Source organism: Parapedobacter indicus (assembly GCF_900113765.1).
Lineage (GTDB): Bacteria > Bacteroidota > Bacteroidia > Sphingobacteriales > Sphingobacteriaceae > Parapedobacter > Parapedobacter indicus.
Window position 1 is genome coordinate 285,252 of the sequence record NZ_FOQO01000008.1, and the last position, 18,563, is coordinate 303,814.

The window sequence follows — 18,563 nt, forward strand, 5'->3', positions numbered from 1 at the left end:
ATGAAAACTGAAAAACTTCCCAACGAAACGACCATCACCCGGACACCATTTCCCGGTTCGAAGAAAATCTATGTGAATGGAAGCACACCTGACATCCGTGTACCCATGCGCGAGATTTCACTTTCCAAAACCACCGACCGCTTCCGGAACGACCTGGAGGACAATCCGCCCGTGACCGTATATGACACCAGTGGACCCTATACGGATCCATCCGTCGATATAGATGTACGGAAGGGGATTCCCCGAATCCGCGAACATTGGATTGCCGAACGCCAAGACACCGAATTGCTGCACGGTGTTAGCTCGTTTTATGGCCAATCGCGGCTTTCTGACCCTACATTAGATCACCTACGGTTTGAACACCCTGCAAAGCCCCGCGCGGCTAAGGCGGGGAAGAATGTATCGCAGATGCACTATGCACGCCGGGGTACCATCACCCCGGAGATGGAGTTCGTGGCCATCCGGGAGAACCAGCGGCTGGAAGCATGCTATCGTAACGACAATGCTGCGTGGCAGCAGCACAAAGGGCAAAATTTCGGGGCATACGTACATGATGGATTCATTACCCCCGAGTTTGTACGGCAGGAAATCGCCTTGGGAAGGGCAGTATTACCGGCCAATATCAACCATCCGGAAACCGAACCCATGATCATTGGCCGCAATTTCCTGGTGAAAATCAATGCAAACATCGGTAATTCAGCGGTGACATCGAGCATCGAAGAAGAAGTGGAGAAGATGGTGTGGGCAACCCGATGGGGCGCCGATACCGTGATGGATCTATCCACGGGGAAGAACATCCATGAGACCCGCGAGTGGATTATCCGCAACTCGCCGGTGCCGATCGGTACCGTACCGATTTACCAAGCACTGGAAAAGGTCAACGGTAAGGCTGAAGAACTCACCTGGGATATCTTCAGAGATACGCTCATTGAGCAGGCCGAACAGGGGGTCGACTATTTCACCATCCATGCAGGGGTACGGCTACCCTTTGTACCGCTGACGGCCAAGCGGGTCACGGGTATCGTCTCCCGCGGCGGCTCTATCATGGCAAAATGGTGCCTCGCCCATCACCAAGAAAGTTTCTTATATACCCATTTCGAAGAAATCTGCGAAATCATGAAACGGTACGATGTCGCCTTTTCCCTGGGCGATGGGCTACGCCCCGGATCCCTTGCGGACGCCAATGACGAAGCGCAGTTTGCCGAGCTCGAAACACTGGGTGAACTCACCGATATCGCGTGGCGCCACGATGTACAGGTGATGATCGAAGGCCCCGGTCATGTGCCCATGCACCTGATTAAAGCCAACATGGACAAACAGTTGGCAGCATGCAAGGAAGCACCGTTTTACACCCTCGGCCCGTTAACCACGGACATTGCGCCGGGATATGACCACATCACGTCGGCCATCGGAGCGGCAATGATCGGCTGGTTCGGCACCGCCATGCTCTGTTACGTGACACCCAAAGAACACCTCGGCCTACCCAACAAAAAAGATGTCAAAGACGGCGTGATTACCTATAAGATCGCTGCCCATGCAGCGGATCTGGCCAAAGGGCACCCGGGTGCGCAACATCGCGATAACGCAATGAGCAAGGCTCGGTTTGAATTCCGCTGGGAAGACCAGTTCAATCTGGCGCTCGACCCGGATACCGCCCGTGAATACCACGACGAAACACTTCCCGCCGAGGGTGCCAAGACTGCTCATTTTTGCAGCATGTGCGGCCCCCATTTCTGTAGCATGAAAATCACGCAGGATGTACGGAAATACGCCGCGGAAAACCACATAGAAAATGCCGAAGCCGTGAAAAAAGGGATGGACGAAAAAGCGCGGGAATTCCGCGAGAACAATTTCGAACTTTACTCCTAGGACGTGGTATGCAACTGCTGGTGATCACACGGGAAGATTTTTTCAGCGGCGAGGCAGCCGTGCTCAATGATCTGTTTGCCGCGGGCTTAACCGGGCTCCATCTCCGCAAACCCCATGCAACCGGCCATGAGGTACGGGAACTGCTACGTACGATCCGTACGGATTTTCATCCACGCATCATTATACATAACCACCTGGCATTATCCGGCGAATTTGACGTATTGGGCGTACATCTGCCACTGGAAGTATTGCTTCAAACAGATAAAATACAGGATAAAGGACAGATTTCCTGTTCGACGCATACCCACGCCGAAATCCGGGCCGCGGCCACTGTAGCCGACCGTGCATTCATCAGCCCGTTATTCAATAGCGTATCCAAAAAAGATTACCGGGGCAATGCCTTGCTGCGTATGGTTCCGAAGCCGACAGGAAATACGCTATGGGTGGCGCTGGGTGGGATTACGCCCAACCGGCTTGCTGCCGTGCACCGACATGGCTTCGAAGCTGCCGCCGTTATGGGGTACATCTGGCAGGGGGGGCAGCCGCAACAACAGTTTGCCAACTGCCAGGCAGCGGCGGCTGGTTTAACGAAAGGAGACAAACCATGAAACACATTGATACCTTGCACTACATTACACATCTACTAACCGATTACCCGATCGCCCAACAGGTGGAAGACGTTTGCTGTGGCGGCTGTAGGTGGATACAATTGCGCATGAAGCATGCCGATACGGAAGAACGGCTGGCGACGGCACAGGCAATCTATCCGCTGGTGGATCGCTACCGCGCCAAGTTGATCATCAACGACGACGCCTACGTGGCCAAGGCCGTGAACGCACATGGGGTACATATCGGTGCCGAAGATATGCACCCTTCGGATGCGCGGCATCTCCTCGGTCCCGACAAAATCATCGGATGCACCGCCAACACCCTGGACGATGTGCTCCGGCTGAGCCAATATGACATTGACTATATCGGCTTGGGACCTTTCCGCTTCACACCGACCAAAGAAAAGCTAAGTCCCGTATTGGGCCATGAAGGCATTCACCGGATCATTGCTGCCGCACGGACCCACGGTATCCGTATCCCCATCATTGCCATCGGCGGAATTGCCATCGGCGACATCGACAGGTTAATGGGTACCGGAATTTACGGGGTAGCCGTTTCCAAAGCCATACATGGAACGATGGATAAGGTGGCGGCATGCCGGGCCATTACGGCTCAGCTGACCGCCCACAACCCATTTCCAACCATAAATTACGAATCATCGATCACGAATCACCGATCAACAAAAGATGAAAGACACCTTAAAAATAGCCGATAAGATCTTTTCATCCCGCCTGTTTGCAGGTACGGGAAAATTCGGCGATCACCAAATGATGGAAAAAGCCCTGCTGGCTTCGGAAACGGAGTTGGTAACGGTCGCACTGAAACGCGTGGAACATAGCCAGCCGGCAGAGGACGCGCTATTGGCGCATCTTGCACCCGGCCGCATTCACCTGTTGCCCAACACATCGGGAGTCCGCAATGCCCGAGAAGCGGTCTTTGCTGCACAGCTGGCCCGGGAAGCGCTGCAGACCAACTGGCTGAAACTGGAAATCCATCCCGATCCGAAATACCTCATGCCCGACCCCATCGAGACACTGGCCGCTGCGGAACAGCTGGTCAAACTGGGTTTTGTTGTGCTGCCGTATTGCCATGCCGATCCGGTGCTTTGTAAGCGGTTGGAGGAGGCTGGCGTAGCGGCTGTGATGCCCCTGGGTGCCCCCATCGGCAGTAACAAAGGATTGGTCATGGAGGAAATGTTGCGGATTATCATCGATCAATCCGCCATTCCGGTCGTGATCGATGCGGGCATCGGTGCTCCCAGCCACGCCGCACGGGCGATGGAACTGGGTGCAGATGCGGTGCTGGTCAATACGGCAATGGCCACAGCAGGCGATCCGGTAGCGATTGCCGAGGCCTTCAACTGGGCGGTGAAAGCCGGGCGGCAGGCGTTCGTAGCCGGCCTTCCCGGTCAGCAGGTCACAGCGGCAGCAACAAGTCCATTGACGGCATTTTTAGATTTATAAAATGTTTATACCGCTATTTAACCAATACGACTGGATTAAGGAGCTGGAGTCCATCTACCGTACGACGGCGGAGGATGTACGCCGTGCGTTGGCACGCAGGCAACGGACCCTGGCTGATTTCAAGGCGCTGATTGCCCCGGCAGCGGCACCCTTCTTGGAGCAAATGGCCTGGTTAAGCCAGCAGGCTACACAAAAACGCTTTGGGAAGACGATCCAATTGTTTGCGCCGCTGTACCTTTCGAACGAATGCCAGAACATCTGCACCTATTGCGGGTTCAGTCTGGATAACCAAATCCCACGCAAGACCTTAACTGCCACGGAATTGATCCAGGAATTGTTTGCCGTGAAAGCAATGGGTTACCAACATGTGCTGCTGGTGACCGGTGAAGCGCAGCAATGGGTCGGAATGCCTTATTTCCGTCAAATGCTGCCCCTGGTCAGGCAACATTTTCAGCACATCGCCTTAGAAGTGCAGCCACTTGACGAAACGGATTATGCCGAACTTCGTTCGTTGGGCGTAAATACGGTCTTGGTCTACCAAGAAACCTACCATCGGGGAGACTACCGAAAACACCATCCCAAAGGTAAAAAGGCCAACTTCGACTACCGCTTGGCGTGTCCCGACCGTATCGGCAGGGCTGGGATGCACAAGATCGGTGTCGGTGCGCTACTGGGATTGGATGACTGGCGGGCGGACAGTTTTTTTACGGCTATGCACCTGCAATACCTTGAAAAAACGTATTGGCAAAGTAAGTTTTCCGTATCCTTCCCCCGCCTGCGTCCCCACGCCGGTGGCCTGCAGCCCAAGTCGGTGATGACGGACCGGGAATTGGTGCAGCTTATCTGCGCGTGGCGGCTCTTCAACAACGAGGTAGAGCTGTCCATATCCACCCGCGAAAGTCCACGCTTCCGCGACAACATCATCAAGCTGGGCATCACGTCCATCAGTGCGGGCTCGAAGACCAACCCCGGTGGTTATGCGGTTGCGCCCCAGAGTCTCGAACAGTTCGAGATCGATGATACACGTGATCCGGCAGTCATCGCACAGGTTATCAGGGACGCCGGGTATGAACCCGTTTGGAAAGACTGGGACCATGCCCTTCAGCTATAGCTCATTCTCATATCATACAAACTGATGGAACAACAACTCACCCAAGCGGAAACTCATTATTTTGACCGCCACCTGAAATTAGCCGGCTTCGGGCAGGAGGCCCAGCAGCGACTCAAAAACGCCCGTGTATTGGTGGTAGGTGCCGGGGGCTTGGGTTGCCCGGTGCTCCAGTACCTGGCAACAGCCGGTGTGGGGCATATTGCTATAATCGATTTCGACACCATAAATTTCCACAACTTGCACCGGCAGGTATTGTTTTCGCCCGATGACGTCGGAAAAAACAAGGCAGAAACGGCCGTGCGGAAGTTATCCACCCAACAGCCTTTCTCGCAGCTCACCGCTTATCCCGAAGCGCTGTCGACCGCCAATGCGCTGACGCTCATCGGTGCGCACGACCTCGTGATCGATGGCACGGACAATTTCGCAACCCGATACCTCGTCAACGATGCCTGCGTCATTGCGGATGTACCGTTCGTATCCGGTGCAATAGACGGGTACACAGGCCAGGTATCGGTATTTAATTACCAGGGAGGCCCCACCTACCGTTGCCTGTACCCCGAGCCTCCTGAAGCGTGCGGCTCCTGCGCCATCGACGGAGTGCTGAATGTCCTGCCCGGCATTGTCGGCACGCTCATGGCCAATGAAGCACTCAAGGTGCTCGGCGGTTATGGTGAGATCCTGACAGGCAAACTGCTTCTGATCGATATCGGTGAGAATGGTTACCAATTGGTCAGCTTTTCCGATATTGAAGAAAATAAGCAGGTTCAAGCCTTACAGCCTCACTACGTATATGTGCCTGCGGAGAGCGGCAAGGTACCCCTTGAGCCGGTTGTCCAGCCTACGGATGCATTATTGGTGGATGTGCGTGAGCCGTGGGAGTATGAAGAAGGCCATGAAGACACCCATGTCAACATCCCGCTATACGAGTTGCCAGACCGCGTTGACGAGTGGGTTGTCCCCGGGCGACCCGTGGTATTTTTCTGCCCCTCCGGTAAGCGTAGCCAGATAGCCGTTGAGCTGGCCAAGCAACAGGGTGTGACGGCTTACGCCGAGCAGTTGCCGTAGTTTCATCAGGGTTCCTCTTCCGATGCCTGCGGCTGTCCGATAAACTCCCGGTAGGGATCGTTGGGATACAATATCGCATCCGGATTGTGCTGGAAGGGTATATCCGGGTTAAACAGTTCTTCAAGCGTATGCCTTAAGAACTCCACAAACTGCGTTTTGATGCGTTCGAGTTCCTCGCCTTCCGCCACATATTTGCCGCGCCCACTCATGTAAAATAACGGTCCCTCGTTACGGAGACGGCGGGCAATATAGAGGTTGGGTTCTACGTCCCGCTTGCCCGTTACCTGCTCGTACACATGCGTATAAAATAAGGTCTGGATCATGGCTTTGTTGCTCTTAGCCGACGCAGGAGCAAACAGGGTGTCCAGCCCGTTGTATTTCACCTCATCACGTCCGGTCTTATAGTCGACGATACGTGTCTTGCCGTTTACCTCATCCACCCGGTCGATGATGCCGTAAAGTTTAACCGTTCGAACTTCTCCCTGTACGGTGATCGGGAACTCGATGGAATAATCCCGTTCGTTTTCCAGCTCTACGATACGCAGCGGGGCCACGTGTGTAGCATCATACTGCAAGAACACCCTTGCATACTCCTCAGCCACTTTAAGCAGAATACGCTGCATGCTGTTGGGCGTCTGGATTCTCCCGGTCTCGCGGTAGAGCTCTTTCGACAGTGCCTGCAAGCAGATCTGCGGAAGCATTTTTATCTTCGCTTGAATGCGATGGGCTGTAATGGCATCGTTTTCTGCTTTTAATTGTTCATAAGTATCCTGCATCGCCTGATGTACAACCCGCCCCAACCGATTCATTTCAAACTCTTCCGTGATCTTGGGCGGCTCCTTGATGCCGGCAACGTATTTGAGGAAAAATAGAAGCGGCGATTGCAGGTACGTTGTTAGCGCTGAGGCCGACAATTTCGGACGATCGGGATCGGCATCGTCCAAATAGCGGCTCAGTTTGTGCCATGCCGCTCCGGTTTTAGGCAGGCTGAGTGAAGGCGGTGCAGAAATGGTTTTGACGGGTTGCTGCTGGATGCGGCGTTGGAACCTGAACTGGCTCTCAAATGCCAATTGGCGGACAAAGCGGCTTACCTCCCCGCTGTTTCGGTCGTCAACCACTGCATTATACACCACGGTAATACGCTTTGGATGGTGCAGCAGTCGGTAAAACAGATAGGCCGACAAGGCATCCTGGTTCTCCAAAACGGGTAGGCCATGGGCGCGCCGGATGGAATCGGGGATGAAGGTCGGAGCCACGGTGATGTTGGGCAGTTTGCCCTCATTGGCGCCTAGGATGTAAACCTCGTCAAAGTCGAGGCAGCGGCTTTCCAGCAGCCCCATAATCTGCACACCTTTCAGCGGCTCCCCCTCGATGGGCGCCGATATACTTTGGAGTGCCTTACGGATCAGCGCACACAGGAAAGACATCGACAGTTCGGGGTAATGGGCCAGCCCTTCCTGCAACAGGTTAAGGGCTTTCTTGACGGCCAGGATAAGTACCGCCTCGATATGCCGAAGGCTATGGGCATTCTTGCGGTATGTAAGCACCCCTTCGAGCAGGGCATGCAATGCATCCAGTACAGCCTTATTGCCACTTCGGGGCATAAAAAACGCCGGATAGCTGCCTGACTTCAGCGATAATTCAGCAACAGGTACCTCCAGCCATTCGTTGGCAGTAATGTTGCCTTGCAGCGCATCCCGTTCTTCCGCCGATAGGCCACTGAGCGGGTGAGTGAGGATCGTTTCAACGTCGAGGTGATGGACGAATTGGCCACGGTTTGTGGCCAATTGCTGCTGAATACCCAGCCAGCCATCCAGGTATCCGAAGAGCGTAGATTGTGACAATGGATAACCCATTGTTACATTAAAATCAATGCCATCGGGTAAGCTTTGCAATACCGGCACCAGTAGGCTTTCGTCAGCCAGGATAATAGCGGTACGGGTTGGCGTGTCCCGGTCGGCAGGTCGATCGACTAGCAAGTTCGACAACCATTTAGCCTGGGCTATGCTGCCAGAAGCGGCAATCAGTTCGATGTCATCGGCTTTTGAACGCAACGTTGCCGGAAATTCGCCTAACGCATTGTGCAGCCCGTACTGCCGCACATTTTTCCGGAGAAAAAGTCCCGCTTCCTGTAGGTTGTCATCCAGGTAATAACTGTCCGCGTCGAAGTAAAAGAGCGCCTTCCTTGATTCCTGCCATTGCGTGAACAGGTTGATTTCGCATCGGTTAAGTGCATTGAATCCCACGAACGCAACTTGCTTATATATCGAAATAAAGTTAGGATTGTCTGCATGATTCTCTGCAAGCGCACGGTAGATACCCGCCGTGGTGGTCAATTTCTGTTGGACCAGCTCCTCTTTGAACCGTTGGTAAAGCTTGGGTAAGCGCCCCCATAGCTGTAAAAACTTCTGTTGGATAGCGGTCTGCTTGCCTACCGAAAAAGACTCCCAGAACTGCCGCATAAATCGCTGCTGATCGGCAGAAAGGTGGGGAAAACGCTGTTGGAGCAGGGCAATGTCGCGCAGCTCGGCATAGACCGCCTCTGGTTCTACCAAGTCGTAATCCAGTTGTGCAAAATCGCTCAGTATGGTTTCGGCCAATGGATAAAACTCATCGGGTGTTTCCTCAGGCCGTCCCTCCTCACGCAGCAGCGCATTGTGCAGCCGATGGAGGACAAAAAACTGTGTAAGCGAACTTGCCTCCGGTAACGTAGCCGATTGGCGGATAAATTCCTGTATCGTGAAAAACGAGGGGCTCCACATCGGTTTGCCCGCTAAGTCGGCCAGGTGTTTCCGCAAAAAGACAATGGGTCGCTTGTTGGTGAGCACCACGGCTACGTCTTTCAGATCGCCACCAAAACGGGCTAATAGATCTGCTGCAACTTGTCGGAGGAATGGATCAGGTTTCATACGGCAACCAGTTTCTTTAATTCTCCATAATAGACGTATCCGCTTACGTTCGGCATGCCCATTTCACGAAGGAGCAGCTGATAGTCGACCACCTGTTTGAGGTGCGCTTCCTCCTCGTGTTGCGTGAATTTAAAGTCCAATACAATGGTTTCACCCGGGCGCACCAATACCTTATCCGGACGGAGTGTCCGTCCGTTGGGTAAGATGATACTCCGTTCATTCCAATGCACATAGTCGCCACTAAACCACTGAGTCAATTGCGGATGATTCCATGTATTCAGGGCGAGTGCCAATACATCTGCGCGTTCTTCCTCGCGTAGGAGTCCCTGCGCTTGCAAGGCATCCAAGCGAGCGTCCAGATCGCTCCTCGAAGCTGTCTCAGCCATCAGCTCATGCAGCAATTGCCCACGCCGCTTTGCAGCGTCCAGCCGCACAATGTCCAGTTCGGCCGCTATTTCCGGGCGGGCCAGCTCCTCTTTCATCCGGAGGGAAGCGGGATAATAGCTAAACGACCAGCTGGCTGAGGCCGGTTTATTCTCCCACATAACATCGTCGTTCTGGATTTCACCTAACTGCATCCCACCATGAAAGGCTACATCCAACTCGTCAGCAATCGCCGGCAACGTCTCCAAGAGCAAGTCGCCGGCAAGCAAGGAACTGATTTCGCCGTCGCCCTTTTTGCCCGGTGCGGTGATGTATAAATGTCTACGGGTTCGGGTAGTTGCCACATAAAGCGTGTTGAGGGCATCCATATAGTTAAAGAGCATCTCTTCGAAATACGCTTGGTAAAGGCGAGACTTACCGAGGTCGCTTTTATATTTCACCGGTGTTTTACGCAAAAGGGCATAAGGGGTGTCTTCGGTGCTCACCCAAAAATTGCCGTTGGTACGCCCATCAATGGGCCAGCTGCAAAACGGGATCATTACTACATCAAATGCCAGTCCCTTGGACTTATGGATGGTCAACACCTCTATCGCTTCAGCGTCACCCGCAGCAGGCAACGCTCGGTCGATCCCTTCTTCCTCCCAATACGTCAGGAATGCGGGTATTCCACGTTCCCCATTGGCAGTGAAAGCAGCAACAAGGTCACGGAAAGCAAGCAGATACGGAAGACTTTCTTCATTCGGCTGGAGCCCATAAGCGACAATAAGTGATTCGATCAGCTCTGCCAAGGGCAGTTGGGACCATGTTTCCCAATTGCTGCAAAGCGGTTCCGGCAACAACCCGGTCAGCCTGGCCGGTTTGCATGTACTGATCCGTACCCAATCATCGGGTAAGACGCTTTCCTCTCTGCCCAGCAATTGGCTATACAGGTGGATGCAGTTGGCCACATACAATGCCGTATCAGGAAACTTGCCCATCAGGGCGCGCAGCGTATCCACCAACAGCCGGACCGCCGGATGGCTGGCTAATGCCAGCGCATCGCCTGATATGACGTCAAATGCAACACCGGATTCCCGCTGTTTATCGAGTAGGTACTGGATGACTTCACGGGCTTCATTGTTGGTGCGGACAAGGATACCGATCTGGCCAGGACGGTAGGTGTCTGAAGACAACCATCCGATGAGCGTATCTGCCAAACGGCCGAGTGCTTCTTCCTTCACGGCACTGGCGCGGTGATTGTTGCTGCCCACGTCGATGAAATCCACCTGTACCTTACCGCCTTTTTTTTGCATAGAAGAAGGCAATTGTTGTCGGCTGTCGCTGTATGCCCGGATGATGGTATCGTGGTTGCCGGTGGATTTCCACCAGCGTTCATATTCTTCATCACCCAGCTCGGTCTGAATACGCTCGTTCAGGCGGTGCTGCAACCATTGCGCGGCATGCTCAAAAACCAGGTTATTGAACGCCACAATGTTTTCGTAGCTACGGTAGTTGGTTTCCAGTGTTTCGTTCTGGATGAGCGACGAGGTGTCGATCGTATTAAACGCCGTACCGATCTGCTGCGCTGCCTGGTCCAGCAGGATACGCCAATCGCCGTTCCGCCAACGATAGATGCTTTGTTTGACGTCGCCAACGATGAGGTGCTCACTCCGTTTACCGGCAGCGTTTCCCATCGCATTGATGAGCAAGGGGCGCAGGTTACTCCATTGTTTCCGCGAAGTATCCTGAAACTCGTCAAAGAGGAAATGCCGGAAGCGATTACCCGTTTTCTCCCAAATGAACGTTGGGTCGCCCGATTCGTTGGTGCCGATGTTGTTGAGCAAGATCTGGGCATCACTGATAAGCTGTGCCCCATTGTCCCTACGCCATTCGGCCAGCAGTGCGCTCATTTCTTTGAGCAGCCGCAGGTAGTAAAGGTTTTCGTCGATGGATTTAGCCAGGTAATAATCCGGACTTTGTGCGGTATACAGTTCATACAGTCGTTCCAAAAAGGGGTTCAAATCACGATATAGCACGGCCATCTGGCCCACCAGCCCCCCTTTTTGCCATTCATCTGGCGCATGGATGTATTTTTCCAGCTTTTTGACAACATCGTACGGATTCTGGGCAGACAGGCTACCCAATTTGCCCAACTGGTTACGCGACTTCCCCACCAAATCCATCACGTCTACTCCGGAAGCGACAAACCGCTCCGCTGCCGTTTTAAGTAACTGCTCAAAAGCATCTTCAAACTGTTTGATGGTTTCCTTACAGTAGCTGTCAAGGCTGGCGAACAGTTCCTGTTCGGGAATATCGGACACGGCCTTATCGAAATCCTGGAAATCTTCCTTGAAAATTTCCGAGGCGAGGTCGCTCAGTGCCCACCGATAATTCCAGTTTTCATCCCGGTCGATGCGCGTTTGGGCATAGTCCATGATCCATTGCAGTAGGTCGGGCCGCTCGTCAAGCAGGCGATTGAGGCGAAGCACAAGATCCGCTTTTACCTTACGGATGTTCATCTCCAGTTTATATCCTGCTTCGATGCCCAGCTCGAATGTGAAGCCCCGTATTACTTTCTGCGTATAGCCATCAATGGTGCTGACCGCAAAGCGGCTGTAATCATGAAGGATTTTGCGGTACACCTCGGCTGAACGTTGCCGCAACGTAACGGCATCCCAGTGCGAATAGCTTTCCAGGAGGATTTCGCGATAACCTGCAGCATCGTCTTTCTCGGAACCGTCGCCTGTAGCCAGGGCTTCCAACACCTTCAGGATACGGCTTTTCATCTCTGCTGTCGCCTTGTTGGTAAAGGTAATGGCAAGAATCTCGCGGTACTTTGTTTCACCCGAGAACAGGAGAGTGAGGTAATGCGCGGTAAGGCTGAAGGTCTTGCCAGATCCTGCCGATGCCTTGAGTATCTTCAATGGTGGTATGATGGGCATTATCGCGTGTTTCGAGGGTGAAGATAACAAATCCTAACGGAATAGTAGATGCAAATCCATCCATGCCATGCCATGCGTTGAGAATCGACCCGCTAAATTTCATGGCCTTTTTCTGAAAAGGAAGCATAAGATAACGGAAGAACGAGTGAGCTACGACTCATATTTGATATCTTATGTTACTATATTGGTTATCTATTTGTCGTTTATAAGACGATCAACAGACGATTAATAGACGACCAAAAGACGATAAAATAGCGTAGTATATCCGTTTTAATTCCCTATTCTTTCAGTTTCTTTTCATAAAAAGGTAGGAATACCTTGGGGACAAGAACCTCTAACATGGGTACACGTTAGCGCAAAGGGATCGAATAAAAAGAGAAAATAGGGGCTAAATCAAGCGAACATCGACTGTTGCTTATAAGGACTTTCGTGTTCCAGCAACCACTTCTTGCGCCATAATCCACCCGCATAACCAGTGAGGGATCCGTCGCGACCAATGACACGATGACAAGGCACCACAATCCAAAAGGGGTTTTGTCCGTTTGCTGCTGCCACAGCTCGGATGGCTTTCACATCGCCGAGCCTGCGGGAAAGCTCCAGGTAAGAAATGGTTTTCCCATAGGGTATGTTAACCAACTCCCGCCAAACACTTTTCTGGAAGTCCGTGCCCTGCGGATTCAGCTTCAGTTGAAATGTAGTGCGGGTGCCCGCAAAGTATTCCTGTAATTGGTCTACGGCAGGCTTCAGACTGTTCGGAACATGCGATGACGGTGCCGTGGCATCACCATTTAGCACCAAAATAGCTGTTACCCCTCCTTCATTGCCTTTAATGACCGTGATGCCGAGTGGCGTCTGGATAAATGCTTCTTGTATTTCCATAGTTAAAACGCAGCATTCGACATGCGACGGGCGGTCTATTGGTAGATCAGCAAAAGGCTATTGCATATCGAACAAGTGCTTTTCGGCATGATATGACGATCGAACCAACGGACCGCTTTCTACATATTTGAATCCCATCCGCAGCCCGATCTCTTGGTAGTAGTTAAACTGATCCGGCGTAATCCATTCAACAACGGGATGGTGTGCCTTTGTAGGTTGAAGGTATTGCCCCAATGTTAGGATATGCACCCCTGCTTCATAGAGGTCCGTCATCGCCTCAACGACGTCGGCTTCCGTTTCGCCGAAGCCCAACATGATACCCGATTTGGTACGCAGCCCTGCGGCTGAGATCCGGCGCAGGCATTCAAGGCTGCGGTCGTATTTTGCCTGTATGCGCACTTCGCGGGTAAGACGGCGTACAGTTTCAAGATTATGTGATACTACTTCGGGGCGCACGGCAAGGATGCGCTCCAGATTTTCCCATTGGCCTTTAAAGTCAGGAATCAAGGTTTCCAACGTCGTACCAGGACTTTCACGACGGATCGCATTTACCGTCTCCGCCCAGATGATGGATCCTCCGTCTTTTAGGTCATCTCGGTCGACCGAGGTAATCACACAGTGTTTTACTTCCATGAGCTTGACCGATTGCGCCACCCGGTTAGGTTCATCCAAATCGACCGCCAGCGGCCGTCCGGTAGCCACCGCACAGAACGAACACGAGCGTGTACAGATATTGCCCAATATCATGAACGTAGCTGTACCAGCACCCCAACACTCTCCCATATTCGGGCAGTTACCGCTCTCGCAGATGGTATGCAACTTATGCTCGTCCACCAACCCACGGACGTGCCGGTATTCTTTTCCCACGGGAAGCTTCACACGCAGCCAATCGGGCTTGCGCTGTAGCTGGTGGGCGGGAATGACAGGAAGTTCGATCATAGCCACAAAGTTAGGCATTAATATTTAGATTCCAGGCACCCCTAGCTAGGAGCACCGGATAATCTGACACTATGCAAACAGGCAGCAAGTCGTTTCACTTTTTCCGCGGCGACAGTAACTGCCTCACTTATACTTGGAGCTCCTGTGCCAATAAGCCTTTCTGTGTTGTTGCATCCAATGCTGCATACTCACTGGGTGACTTGCCGAAATGATTTTTGAATGACTTGCCGAAATATTTCGGATCGTTGAATCCTACGTGATAAGCCACCTGGCTGATGGGCATGTCGCCTTGTGCCAACAACTGGGCAGCTTTGCGGAGTCGCATGACATTAATCAGTTCAATGACGCTCAAGTCCGTAAGCTGCTTAAGTTTGCGGTATAAAACTGGACGGCTCATGCCTAACTCGCTGGACAACATACTGACATTGAATTGGGTTTCTCCGAGATTGTCTTCGATCATTCGGATTACTTTATGAAGAAATTGCTGATCGGCTGATGGGCCTTCAACCGCCTGTTGCGGAGCAAGCACGTAATCCCGTATAAATTTTTTGCGGAAGCGCTCACGAGCAGCTAGGATATTGCGGATTTTGAGTGTGAGCACATCCGGATGGAAGGGTTTAGTGAGGTAGTCATCGCTGCCGGACTGGAGCCCCGTGATGACATTTTCCATGGAAGAACGCGCCGTAAGCAGTAGTACCGGTATATGGTCAGTAGCCATGTTCTGCTTAATATTTTTCAGCAGCGTAATGCCGTCTGCCTCTGGCATCATAATATCGGTAATAACAAGATCGGGCAACCGAGAGGTGACCAGTTGCCAACCTTCCAAGCCATCAGCAGCTTCCAGTACCGAATAGTCGTCATTGAGGGTTTGGGCTATAATTTGTCGGATGTCGGCATTGTCTTCTACGATAAGGACAACGGAGCGGTCCGTATTGCGGGGCTCCGCAGTAATGATGTTGGAAGCACGTAACGAGTCCGAATCCGGTTCAGGGGGTCGCAGAATCCGCGCACTATCGGCAGCTTCCGATGGACACGCGAGGTCCTTAGCGTCAACATGCAGGTTACCCAACGGCAACGTAACTGTAAAACAAGTGTAGGTCGGCTTATCGGTGCCATGATAACTCTCAACGGTGATTTCACCACCATGCATCTCCGTCAGGTTTTTAGCCAATGCCAACCCGATTCCAGAACCCAGTTGCCCCCGATTTTTCTCGTTGACCGTGTGAAGCTGGTAATAAAATTCGAAAATGGATTCCAGCTTGTCGCCGGGAATTCCGTTCCCATTATCCCATACACGAATGATAGCAGATCCGAGAGGATATACCGGTGACGGCTTAACTTTTTCAACCATGAGTTGCACATTGCCCCCGACGGGTGCAAACTTGAAGGCGTTGGAGAGCAGGTTGTAAACTACTTTCTCCAGTTGATCAGCGTCAAACCATGCCTCTACAGGTGCTACCGGCTTACTGTATTCAAACCGGATTTGTTGTTCTTCGGCATAATGCCTGAATTCAAGGGCGATCCGATCGATGAACGCCACTAAATTGTGAGAAGCTATGGCGAGCTGAAAATTTCCGCTTTCCTGTTTCCGGAAATCAAGTAATTGGTTCACCAGGTTGAGTAATCGCAAGGAGTTGTTTTTTACAGTCGTCATCATTGTCCGTGCGTTTTCTTCCAGCTTAGCATGTGCGAGCAGATGCTGCACCGGAGCAAGGATTAAGGTAAGCGGCGTGCGGAATTCATGGGAGATACTGGTGAAAAAGTTCAGCTTGATTTCATTGATTTCACGTTGTCGCTCGTTTTCCAGGTGCTCCAACTGCAACTCGTGTTCCAAACGGCTCCGGATTTTGGTAAATCGGATGATCATGTAAATGCCGACCACAATCAAGGCAGTGTAACTCAGGTAGGCCCACCATGTTTTCCAAGGTGGCGGCAGTATCCGGATGGTCAACGCGGCCGGGGTTTCATTCCAGATGCCATCATTGCTGGCCCCTTTAGCCAAGAGTGTATAGGTCCCTGCATGCAGGTTGGTATAGGTGGCTGACGGATTGGCCACATAATTCCATTGGTTTTCCAGTCCGTCTAACCGGTATGCATACCGGTTTTTTTCAGGCAATACATAATTGATGGCTGAGAACTCCACGGTAAAGATATTTTGAGCATAGCTCAATACGAGGGTATCGGTCATGGAGATCGGCTTTTTCAATACTCCGTCATCGCTGGGAACCACCGGTTCGTTGAATAGTCGGAAATCGGTGAATACTACTGGAGGTATATAGGAGCTTGAGCTGAAATCTTTTGGATCAAAGCACGTAAGGCCATGCGTGCCCCCAAAGATCAATTGCCCATCGTCAGTTTTGCAGTAAGCGCCGATGGAAAATTCATTGCCGCCAATGCCATCTTTCGTATTATAGGACTTAATAACACCCGTTTCGGGGTCGACCGAACAAATGCCATTATTTGTGCTCAGCCACAATTTCCCGGCATCTTCCAATATGCCAAAGATGTTGTTGCCGGGTAATCCATCCTGCTCAGTAATCTGGCTGAATGAATCGGTCTCGTAATGGTATTGGTTCAGTCCGTTTTTGTAGGTACCAAACCATATCCGTTGCTGGCTGTCTTCAAAGATACTAATGATGATGTTGCCGCCGATACTTTGGGGATCATTCAGCGAAAACCGGAATACCTCGAACCGGTCGGACCCAGCACGTTTCAGGTTGAGTCCGTCTTCTGTACCCACCCAAAGGTTGTTGCGGCTATCGATAAAAACAATACGCACCAAATCGGAACTAAGGTGATAGCGGCCCGTTTTGCCCGCCCGGTAGCTTTCGAATTGCATGTCGGGCCCGGGGAGTTTGAGGTTGAGCCCACCTCCATACGTACCAAACCACATGTTTCCCCCTGCATCTTCCCGGATTGCGTATACATTGTTGTTTGACAGCGAATGGGAAATCGAGGGGTCGTGTTTAATATGCTGAAAGGTGTTTGAGCCTTTTTTCAATACATTCAATCCACCGGAATACGTTCCCACCCACAAGGTTCCGTGATGATCAAGGTGGAGTGACTTGACATGATTGTGGCTCAATGAGCCTGGATTTTTTGGGTCGTGCTTAAAGTGTCGGAATACCTGGCCTGTACGATCCATGTAATTTAAGCCGCCGCCTTCCGTACCAATCCACAGCTGTTGGTCGGCATCCTCAAGAATACCACTTACCACATTGTAACTCAAACTGGAAGTGTATGGACTATGCGCATAATTCTGAAAAACGGGAATGTGCCTATCATATACACATACGCCGCCATAATAGGTGCCTACCCATAACGATCCGCGTGTATCCTGAAAAAGCGGCCTGATTGAATTATTACTGAGCGAAAACGGATCGTAATCGTTGTTGGAGTAAGTTAAAAAGCCCGTATCCTCGGCATAATAATTAAGCCCATTGATGGTTCCTATCCAATACCCCCCGAAGCGGTCTTTGAGGATCGATCGCACGTCGTTGCTTGCCAACGAATAGTCCGGTGCCTGGGGTTGGTGCATAAGATAGTGAAAGACTCCTGTCCGCGAATTGTATACATTGATTCCTCCGTTCTTTGTGCCAAACCAAAATATACCGCTATCTAAACCTTGGACCACCCGCACGTCTTCGCTATTGAGCTCGCCGGGCCGTTTACGAAAATGCTTGATCAACTGTAGTGAACGACCAGCCTGATATGGCTCGAAAACCAATACTCCGTTTACCGTGCTCAACCAGATATTTCCGCGCTCATCGTCATACAGTGACTGTACATTGTTGCATCCCAAGGGCACTCCCTGCGCACTATACATTGCCGCATCGAATACCAGGATAAGTTGCATGGAATTTTTCCCTTCTTCAAGGCAATACAACCCTTGCGATGTTGCAAACCAAACCCGGCCGCTTCGATCTTCTACGATGGCCGACACAATCGGTTCGGAAAACGTGTTACCTGACTGATTATTAACCAACGGGAACCGCTTGAAACTATCGGAATACCGATCGTATAAACAGATGCCTGAGCTGGTACCCACCCACAGCCTGTTTTTACGATCTTCCAACAAGGACATGATGTAGTTGTCGGCAAGCGATGTGGTGTCCGATGGGGTATTCCGATAGGTAACAAATTTGCGTGCATCGTACCGATTCAATCCGTCACGCGTACCGACCCACATGAAACCGAGGTAGTCTTGGCAAAGCGAAAAAATACTGCTCTGAGACAGACCTTCACGCAAACCGATGCGTGTAAATCTAACCGATTTGTCACTGACCTGGCTTATCGCCGCATCACCAAGCGACAAAAGTATTACGGAAATAAAAATTCGTGCAATGCAGCACATCATAATCGTCCAAAGGCATTAACTTCAGTGCAATATCGAAAATTAATGGGTTATTCCCAA

The 18,563-nt window shown here is 51.8% G+C and carries 11 protein-coding genes; 6 read left to right on the top strand and 5 right to left on the bottom strand.

All coding sequences use genetic code 11. The features are described from left to right. From thiC to BMZ56_RS17330, 6 genes are read left to right on the top strand one after another with little or no spacing between them, the layout of a single operon-like run. Positions 1 to 1,869: a phosphomethylpyrimidine synthase ThiC gene (gene thiC / locus BMZ56_RS17305; RefSeq protein ID WP_090628798.1), complete on the top strand. Its 1,869-nt coding sequence runs from the start codon at positions 1 to 3 to the stop codon at positions 1,867 to 1,869. An 8-nt stretch (positions 1,870 to 1,877) separates the two neighbouring features. Next, positions 1,878 to 2,477, top strand: coding sequence for a thiamine phosphate synthase (locus BMZ56_RS17310; protein ID WP_090628799.1), 600 nt, complete (start codon positions 1,878 to 1,880; stop codon positions 2,475 to 2,477). Beyond that, positions 2,474 to 3,193 carry a thiamine phosphate synthase gene (gene thiE, locus BMZ56_RS17315; protein WP_090628801.1) on the top strand — a complete coding sequence of 240 codons (720 nt, stop codon included), beginning with the start codon at positions 2,474 to 2,476 and terminating at the stop codon, positions 3,191 to 3,193. The genes BMZ56_RS17310 and thiE overlap by 4 nt, the downstream gene beginning before the upstream one ends. Next, positions 3,165 to 3,941: a thiazole synthase gene (locus BMZ56_RS17320; RefSeq protein WP_090628802.1), complete on the top strand. Its 777-nt coding sequence runs from the start codon at positions 3,165 to 3,167 to the stop codon at positions 3,939 to 3,941. Before thiE ends, BMZ56_RS17320 begins: the two co-directional genes overlap by 29 nt. 1 nt (position 3,942) lies before the next feature. Then, on the top strand, positions 3,943 to 5,052 hold the full coding sequence (gene thiH, locus BMZ56_RS17325; protein ID WP_090628804.1) for a 2-iminoacetate synthase ThiH: 1,110 nt from the start codon (positions 3,943 to 3,945) through the stop codon (positions 5,050 to 5,052). 24 nt (positions 5,053 to 5,076) lie between these two features. Continuing rightward, positions 5,077 to 6,117 (top strand): HesA/MoeB/ThiF family protein, encoded by a 1,041-nt coding sequence (locus BMZ56_RS17330; RefSeq protein ID WP_090628805.1) that lies wholly within the window; start codon positions 5,077 to 5,079, stop codon positions 6,115 to 6,117. 5 nt (positions 6,118 to 6,122) lie between these two features. On the opposite strand, the gene BMZ56_RS17335 is transcribed toward BMZ56_RS17330, so the two are convergent. The 5 genes from BMZ56_RS17335 to BMZ56_RS17355 form a co-directional block, all read right to left on the bottom strand. Beyond that, a complete protein-coding gene (locus tag BMZ56_RS17335; protein WP_090628807.1) occupies positions 6,123 to 9,026 on the bottom strand; it encodes a PD-(D/E)XK nuclease family protein in 2,904 nt (967 codons plus the stop codon). Then, positions 9,023 to 12,331, bottom strand: a complete 3,309-nt coding sequence (locus BMZ56_RS17340) for a UvrD-helicase domain-containing protein (protein WP_090628810.1) — start codon at positions 12,329 to 12,331, stop codon at positions 9,023 to 9,025. The genes BMZ56_RS17335 and BMZ56_RS17340 overlap by 4 nt, the downstream gene beginning before the upstream one ends. 393 nt (positions 12,332 to 12,724) lie before the next feature. Beyond that, positions 12,725 to 13,210 (bottom strand): methylated-DNA--[protein]-cysteine S-methyltransferase, encoded by a 486-nt coding sequence (locus BMZ56_RS17345; protein WP_177195189.1) that lies wholly within the window; start codon positions 13,208 to 13,210, stop codon positions 12,725 to 12,727. Between the two features lie 57 nt (positions 13,211 to 13,267). Further along, positions 13,268 to 14,149 (bottom strand): lipoyl synthase, encoded by an 882-nt coding sequence (lipA, locus tag BMZ56_RS17350; protein ID WP_090628811.1) that lies wholly within the window; start codon positions 14,147 to 14,149, stop codon positions 13,268 to 13,270. A 127-nt stretch (positions 14,150 to 14,276) separates the two neighbouring features. Beyond that, positions 14,277 to 18,506: a two-component regulator propeller domain-containing protein gene (locus BMZ56_RS17355; RefSeq protein ID WP_090628813.1), complete on the bottom strand. Its 4,230-nt coding sequence runs from the start codon at positions 18,504 to 18,506 to the stop codon at positions 14,277 to 14,279. Positions 18,507 to 18,563 lie beyond the last annotated feature (57 nt).

What these genes read in the sequence shown, in the direction of transcription:
- thiC (WP_090628798.1), top strand. Translation starts at nt 1, where the DNA reads ATGAAAACTGAAAAACTTCCCAACGAAACGACCATCACCCGGACACCA.
- BMZ56_RS17310 (WP_090628799.1), top strand. Translation starts at nt 1,878, where the DNA reads ATGCAACTGCTGGTGATCACACGGGAAGATTTTTTCAGCGGCGAGGCA.
- thiE (WP_090628801.1), top strand. Translation starts at nt 2,474, where the DNA reads ATGAAACACATTGATACCTTGCACTACATTACACATCTACTAACCGAT.
- BMZ56_RS17320 (WP_090628802.1), top strand. Translation starts at nt 3,165, where the DNA reads ATGAAAGACACCTTAAAAATAGCCGATAAGATCTTTTCATCCCGCCTG.
- thiH (WP_090628804.1), top strand. Translation starts at nt 3,943, where the DNA reads ATGTTTATACCGCTATTTAACCAATACGACTGGATTAAGGAGCTGGAG.
- BMZ56_RS17330 (WP_090628805.1), top strand. Translation starts at nt 5,077, where the DNA reads ATGGAACAACAACTCACCCAAGCGGAAACTCATTATTTTGACCGCCAC.
- BMZ56_RS17335 (WP_090628807.1), bottom strand. Translation starts at nt 9,026, where the DNA reads ATGAAACCTGATCCATTCCTCCGACAAGTTGCAGCAGATCTATTAGCC.
- BMZ56_RS17340 (WP_090628810.1), bottom strand. Translation starts at nt 12,331, where the DNA reads ATGCCCATCATACCACCATTGAAGATACTCAAGGCATCGGCAGGATCT.
- BMZ56_RS17345 (WP_177195189.1), bottom strand. Translation starts at nt 13,210, where the DNA reads ATGGAAATACAAGAAGCATTTATCCAGACGCCACTCGGCATCACGGTC.
- lipA (WP_090628811.1), bottom strand. Translation starts at nt 14,149, where the DNA reads ATGATCGAACTTCCTGTCATTCCCGCCCACCAGCTACAGCGCAAGCCC.
- BMZ56_RS17355 (WP_090628813.1), bottom strand. Translation starts at nt 18,506, where the DNA reads ATGATGTGCTGCATTGCACGAATTTTTATTTCCGTAATACTTTTGTCG.